The 6,204-nt window shown below is 65.5% G+C and carries 6 protein-coding genes and 1 pseudogene; 4 read left to right on the top strand and 3 right to left on the bottom strand.

The features are described from left to right. Both PGX04_RS30335 and PGX04_RS30330 read right to left on the bottom strand, forming a co-directional pair. Positions 1 to 228: pseudogene (locus tag PGX04_RS30335) on the bottom strand (hypothetical protein); the annotation flags it as partial. A 236-nt stretch (positions 229 to 464) separates the two neighbouring features. Continuing rightward, complete coding sequence (locus PGX04_RS30330; RefSeq protein WP_273741885.1) at positions 465 to 827, bottom strand: hypothetical protein; 363 nt, start codon at positions 825 to 827, stop codon at positions 465 to 467. 291 nt (positions 828 to 1,118) lie between these two features. Between PGX04_RS30330 and PGX04_RS30325 the strand changes: the two genes are divergently transcribed. Beyond that, positions 1,119 to 2,114, top strand: a complete 996-nt coding sequence (locus PGX04_RS30325; RefSeq protein ID WP_273741884.1) for a phosphate signaling complex PhoU family protein — start codon at positions 1,119 to 1,121, stop codon at positions 2,112 to 2,114. 162 nt (positions 2,115 to 2,276) lie between these two features. Then, on the top strand, positions 2,277 to 3,674 hold the full coding sequence (locus tag PGX04_RS30320; RefSeq protein WP_273741883.1) for an arylsulfotransferase family protein: 1,398 nt from the start codon (positions 2,277 to 2,279) through the stop codon (positions 3,672 to 3,674). Positions 3,675 to 3,746: 72 nt separating this feature from the next. On the opposite strand, the gene PGX04_RS30315 is transcribed toward PGX04_RS30320, so the two are convergent. Then, positions 3,747 to 4,088, bottom strand: a complete 342-nt coding sequence (locus PGX04_RS30315) for a hypothetical protein (protein WP_273741882.1) — start codon at positions 4,086 to 4,088, stop codon at positions 3,747 to 3,749. Between the two features lie 210 nt (positions 4,089 to 4,298). Here PGX04_RS30315 and PGX04_RS30310 point away from each other — a divergent pair, with 210 nt between their 5' ends. Beyond that, positions 4,299 to 5,573 carry a Single-stranded DNA binding protein gene (locus tag PGX04_RS30310; RefSeq protein WP_273741881.1) on the top strand — a complete coding sequence of 425 codons (1,275 nt, stop codon included), beginning with the start codon at positions 4,299 to 4,301 and terminating at the stop codon, positions 5,571 to 5,573. Next, a partial coding sequence (locus PGX04_RS30305; RefSeq protein WP_377043723.1) for an RPA family protein occupies positions 5,570 to 6,204 on the top strand: 635 nt, incomplete at its 3' end. The genes PGX04_RS30310 and PGX04_RS30305, both read left to right, overlap by 4 nt.

Below are 6,204 nucleotides of genomic sequence, written 5' to 3'. Positions count from 1 at the left end.
CAGAACGAGTTGGCCGACGCCGTGCTCGCGCTGGCCCCGGCGGAGCGCTCGGACGCCGCGGAGGAGACTCACTCCGCCGCCGACACCTGCCGGGAGCCCCGATTCGATACCCCCTCGGACTGACTGGAGCGTCCTCGAGACGCACTCGCGGCTGCGTTTCGATTCGCTGTGCTCGGATTCGGTCGCGGGACTGTCGCCGGTCTCAGTGGTGTTGTCTCTCTGGGTCATGGTCGAGTTGGGCGTGTCGATCCGTTACGGTCTGTTTCTCGATGTGTGAGTCCACAGTGGTGGGCACGGAAACGGTGATTCGGAATCGCTGAGTCGAAATCGTTGCGTCGGGCGTGACCGTCCGATCGCTAGTGGTTGGTCGGTGATGGCTGGCCGGTGATGGCTGGCTGCTGGCGGTTAGTCGATGGTAGCTGGCGGCTGACACCCGTCTCGTGACGGGCGAGCCAGTCCCCGGTTCAGCTCTCGGCGCTCGAGTCGCCCGCGCCCGTGTCGTCGGTGAACTCGTCGGTCTCCGCCTCGGCCGACGACTGGACGTCGTCCATGTCGACTGTCGACCCGACCTCCTCCTCGTTGATCGCCCGCTCGAGGGTCCCCGTATCGGTCACCGCGCTCAGCCCCTTCTCGTCGACCGCGGACTGGATCGCTCCCGCGTCGATCGCCGAATCGACGTTCCCGCCGTTGGCCGACGATTTCAGCGCTCGTCGAACGATCAGATAGCCCGCGAGTGCCCCACCGCCGGTCGCGATCGCGCCCGGAATCCCGTAGCGTTTGTAGCCGAACCTGACCGCTTTCTTGCCGATCGTGTAGGCGCCAATCATGGAGGAGGATTGCACTGGAACGCGGAAGAGGGCGAGGCTTTCGTACGGAAGCGGCGATCCTCGAACGGGGCATCCTCGAGTGGGACGATCGATAGCGCCGACTGCGAAACACAGAAAGCGGCTCGAATTAATCTATATAGACTCAACTCCTAACCAGTCACATGACGTTCTATGCGGGGACATTTCGGGTAGAACTGCGATAATATCCGCCTGTATCGAGCGTTGTTAGTATGCTAACGACCCTCTATAGATGCGCCTATATTTATATTCGAGCGGGCTACATCCGACCACATGGAGACGCGAAAAGTCCAGGTGACCGGCGGATCGACGTACACCGTCTCGCTGCCGAAAACGTGGGCGACCGACAACGACGTCAGCGCCGGCACGACCGTCGAGTTCTATCCCGAAGACAGCGCGCTGTTGCTGACCCCCCAGAGCGAAACGGAGCGCCAGGAGGGGACCCTCGACATCTCGAGCATCGAGGGCGACCGCCTGACCCGCGCCGTCATGACGATGTACGTCAGCGGCTTCGACATCATCAGACTCGAGGCGGGACGCATCACGACTGACCAGCGCCGGGCGATCCGCAGTGCGACACAGGGGCTGGTCGGCGTCGAAGTGCTCGAGGAGACGAACGACAGCGTGGTCATCCAGGACCTCCTCGATTCCTCGGAGCTGTCGATCGTCAACGCCGTCACGCGGATGCGCCTGATCGCCCAATCGATGCTCGAGGACGCGGTGACCGCGCTGATCGAGAACGACGACGACATCGCCCGCGACGTGATCGAGCGCGACGACGACGTCGACCGGCTCTGGCTCGTCGTCTCGCGGATCTTCCGCGCCACCCTGCGTTCGCCCCGCGCCGCCGAGGAACTGGGCGTCCCGCGCGAGGACTGTTTCGACTTTCACTCGAGCGCCCGCCAGCTCGAGCGCGTCGCCGACCACGCCGCCAAGATCAGCAACATCGCGCTCAAACTCGAGGAGATCCCCGAGCCGGTCGCCGAGGCGCTCGAGGAGTTGCATACGGACGCCTCCACCGTCCTCGAGAAGTCGATGGACGCGCTGTTCGCCGACGAAACCGGAGAGGCGAATCGGCTCGGCCACGACGCCCGGGAGGCCGTCCTCGAGATCGACGAGCACACGCGCCAGATCGACGATATGCTCCGGGATCTCGATTCGGTGCAGGCCCAGTCGCTGGGGTTGATCGTCGACTCGCTGTCACGGAGCGCCGACTACGGCGGCAACATCGCCGAGACGGCGCTGCAGAAGGCCGCCCCGCGGCCCTGACGCGTTCGATCGGACCGCACCAGTCAGCGTCCCGGTCAGGCCGATCCGCGGTCGCATCGCGGTCGAGTCGCGAATGCGCGGGAAAGCTACTACTACCTCTCCCTGAAATCGAACACCGATGGCTTCCCGAGCGGCTCCATCGATGGTCACGGAGGGAGTACCGTGACGCCCCATCCGCGTTCGTCGCTCGCTCGAGTCCGATCGGCGCTCACGCGCACCCGGATTCGGGCCGGCTTCGGCATCGTCGTTCTGCTCTCGACCGTCGTCGTCGCCGCTGCGGCGTCGGACGGCCTCTCGACGGCGTCGAAAGAAGCCGTCCCGGAGGCACCCCCGACCGAGAACCACACGGTCGTGACCGAATCGGGTCGAACCGGGACGATCACGGCCTACGCGCCGAGCGGCGAAGTCCGCTACTACAACAACTCGCGAACGAAGTACTTCGACGTCGATCCGGTCGAGGGCGATCCGCTGACCGTCGAGTACACCGCGACCGATACGATCCACACGGAAGGGGCCAACTGCGGCGCTCCGCCGTGCGCCAGGAACGTCATCGAGCGTGTCGACCTCGAGACCGGGGACGTCGAGGTCGTCTACGAACGCTTCGATCACAAGGAGGCCGCCGCCGAGTGGCACGACGCGGATCGCATCGACGAACGCCACGTCCTCGTCGCCGACATCGTCGCGGATCTGGTCTTCATCGTCGACACGGAGACCGAGATTATCGAATGGCTCTGGGACGCCCAGAGCGAGTTCCCGCTGGAGAGCGGCCACTCGTTCCCGAACGACTGGACGCACATCAACGACGTCGAGTACATCGAGGACGGCCGGATGGCGGGCCGGATCATGGTCAGTCTCCGAAACCAGGATCGGGTCGTCTTCCTCGATCGGGAGGAGGGCCTGCTCGAGGGGTGGACCCTCGGCGGCGAGAACGACGCCAACGTTCTGTACGAACAGCACAATCCCGACTTCATCCCCGAGAGTCGAGGCGGACCGGCCGTCCTCGTCGCCGACTCCGAGAACGGCCAGATCGAGGAGTTCCAGCGCGAGGACGGCGAGTGGAACCGAAGCTGGCTGTGGGAAGACGAGCGGATCCAATGGCCCCGCGACGCGGACCGACTTCCGAACGGGAACACCTTGATCACCGACACCCACGGCAACCGCGTTATGGCCGTCAACGAGTCGGGCGACATCGTCTGGGAGGTCGAGTCGACGCTCCCCTACGAAGCCGAGCGCCTCGAGGCCGGTGCCGAAAGCGAGAGTGGCCAGAGCGCCCGGGAACTCGGCCTCGAGTCCCGGACGGTAACCGAAGACGCCGGCGGAACCGGCGGCTTCGGGATCGACCCGTTCGCGTTCCTCGGCGGCATCGTCGAGTCGATCCTCCCCCATCGGATCTATAACGCGCTGATCTTCGTCGCTCCGGTCTGGATCGGCAAAACTGCAGCCGCCGCTATCGCCGTGGGACTCCTGTCAGGGCTGACCTGGGCGGGTCTCGAGATCAGATGGAAACTCCGCGATGCCGGTATCTGGTTTCGCTTCCCCGTCTCCCGCGAACGGAAGTAACGCGGTCGGTGGCCTCCGCTGCTCCGTGGGTGATTCCCATCTCCGTCTCGTCGGCGAGGGAGAGCGGACCGGTCAGACGTCCTTCTGTCCGACCTCCAGCGACCGAGTGCGGCTCGAGGGGGACAACAGCCGCGTCCGTACGGCGCGTCCGCCGACGGCGACGAAAGAGGCGAGAATCAGGAACGAGCAGAAGTACCACGGCTTGGACTGTATCACCGCGAGTCCCCTCGTGGAAGCGGGCAAGATACCGAGCGCCAGCAGATAGAACGCGGTGCAAAGAGCGAGCGACGACCGGCGGTAGCCGTGCCAGTAGATGATTCCGATGAGAACGCCAGAGAGGAGCCCGAGCTGGCCCGAATGAAGTTCGGGAACGGTACTGAAAATCGACGAAAGGACGGTCTCAACGGTAGCCATTCGTATTGCTCTCCGACGGGACTGTTCTATGCTGTGACCTGCAAATCGACAGCTACTATGGCAGGTCGGCCGCGACGCTATGGATGCTGATCGTTGCCGAAACGCCGACGACGAATACCGACGACCTCGTCAACGTCGTCGGTCGGTCGACCTGTTCACTTCCACCCTCCTCCGGGAACGCTTTTTACGCCCCAACTCGAAAGGCAAGTGATGGAACTCGACGATCATGCCGAGGATCTCGCCTCCGACCTCGGTGTTGACAAAGAGGAGGTCAAAGACGACCTGCAGAATCTGGTGGAGTACAGCGTTCCGATCGACGAGGCGAAACAGAGCCTCCGGCGGAAGTACGGCGGCGGGTCCGGCGGCGGTGGCGGCGCGCCGTCGGCGAAGGACATCGCCGAAATCACGACCGACGACGGCAACGTCACCGTTACCGGCGTCGTCCTGACCGCGGGCGAGCGATCGATCCGCTATCAGGGCTCCGATCACGTCATCGTCGAAGGCCGACTGGCCGACGAGACCGGTGTCATCGACTACACCGCGTGGGAGGACTTCGGCCTCTCGGCGGGCGACACGATCACCGCGGGCAACGCGGGCGTCCGCGAGTGGGACGGCGAACCCGAACTCAACCTCGGCGAGAGCACCTCGCTCTCTTTCGAGGAGGAGCCCCTCGAGGTCCCCTACGAGAGCGGCGGCGACGCGCAACTGGCCGAGCTGCGGACCGGCGACCGCGCGGTCACCATCGAGGTCAGCGTCCTCGAGTGCGAGCGCAAGACGATCGACGGCCGCGACGGCGAGACCGACATCCTGAGCGGCGTCTTCGGGGACGAGAGCGGCCGGCTCCCCTTCACGAACTGGGATCCGGCCCCCGAAATCGAAGACGGCGGAACGGTCCGCATCGAGAACGCCTACGTACAGGAGTTCCGCGGGGTACCCGAAGTCAACGTCTCCGAGTTCTCGCGAGTCACCGCGCTCGACCGCGACATCGACGTCGGAACCAACACGTCGACGATGGACGTCGGCGACGCCGTCGGCACCGGCGGCATCTACGACGTCGAAGTCGTCGGGAACCTGCTCGCGGTCCGTGACGGCTCCGGACTCATTCAGCGCTGTCCGGAGTGTTACCGGGTCATCCAGAAGGGACAGTGCCGAACCCACGGCGACGTCGACGGGATCGACGACCTGCGCGTCAAGGCGATCCTCGACGACGGCACCGGGACCGTCACCGTCGTCCTCGACGACGAACTCACCGAGCGAGTCTACGACGGGACCCTGGATGACGCCCTCGAGCAGGCCCGCGAGGCGATGGATCAGGAGGTCGTCGCGGATCGGATCCGCGAGCGCATCGTCGGCCGCGAGTACCGCGTCCGGGGACACCTCTCGGTCGACGAGTACGGCGCGAATCTCGACGCCGAGCTATTCGAAGCGAGCGACGACGATCCGGCCGCCCGTGCGACTGCCTTCCTCGAGGAGGTGGACGCATGAGCGCGAACGGCGACGGCGACGACGAAATTCCGGGGCGAGAGCTCGCCTACCGCCTCTTCGCTGCCGAGTACGACGACGCCTCGTTCTCCTACGCGGAGAGCGACGAGGAACGCGCGCCGAACTACGTGATCACGCCGACCGGCGCGCGGCTCAACCGCGTCTTCGCCGTCGGAACGCTGACCGAGGTCACGTCGGTCAACGACGAGATGGTTCGGGCCCGCGTCGTCGATCCGACCGGCGCGTTCGTCGTCTACGCCGGCCAGTATCAGCCCGACGAACTGGCCTTCCTCGAGCAGGCCGAACCACCCGCATTCGTCGCGGTGACGGGGAAGGCTCGGACTTTCCAGCCCGACGATTCCGACCAGGTCTACACCTCGATCCGACCCGAGAGCATCGCGACGGTCGACGCCGACACCCGGGACCGCTGGGTCGTCAGCGCGGCCGAGCAGACCCTCGATCGCATCGGTACCTACGCCGGTGCCGCCGAACTCGATCTCAGTAGCGAGAAACTGACCGACGCGTTGCTCGAGGCCGACGTCGAGTCCGGCCTCGCGGCGGGGATCCCGCTCGCGCGGGAGCACTACGGGACGACGCCGTCGTACCTCGCGGCGCTGCGAGCGTGTGCGCTCGA

Source organism: Natrinema soli, assembly GCF_028618695.1.
The sequence above is the reverse complement of the archived record's forward strand: the minus strand, read 5'-3'. Positions and strand labels throughout refer to the sequence as shown.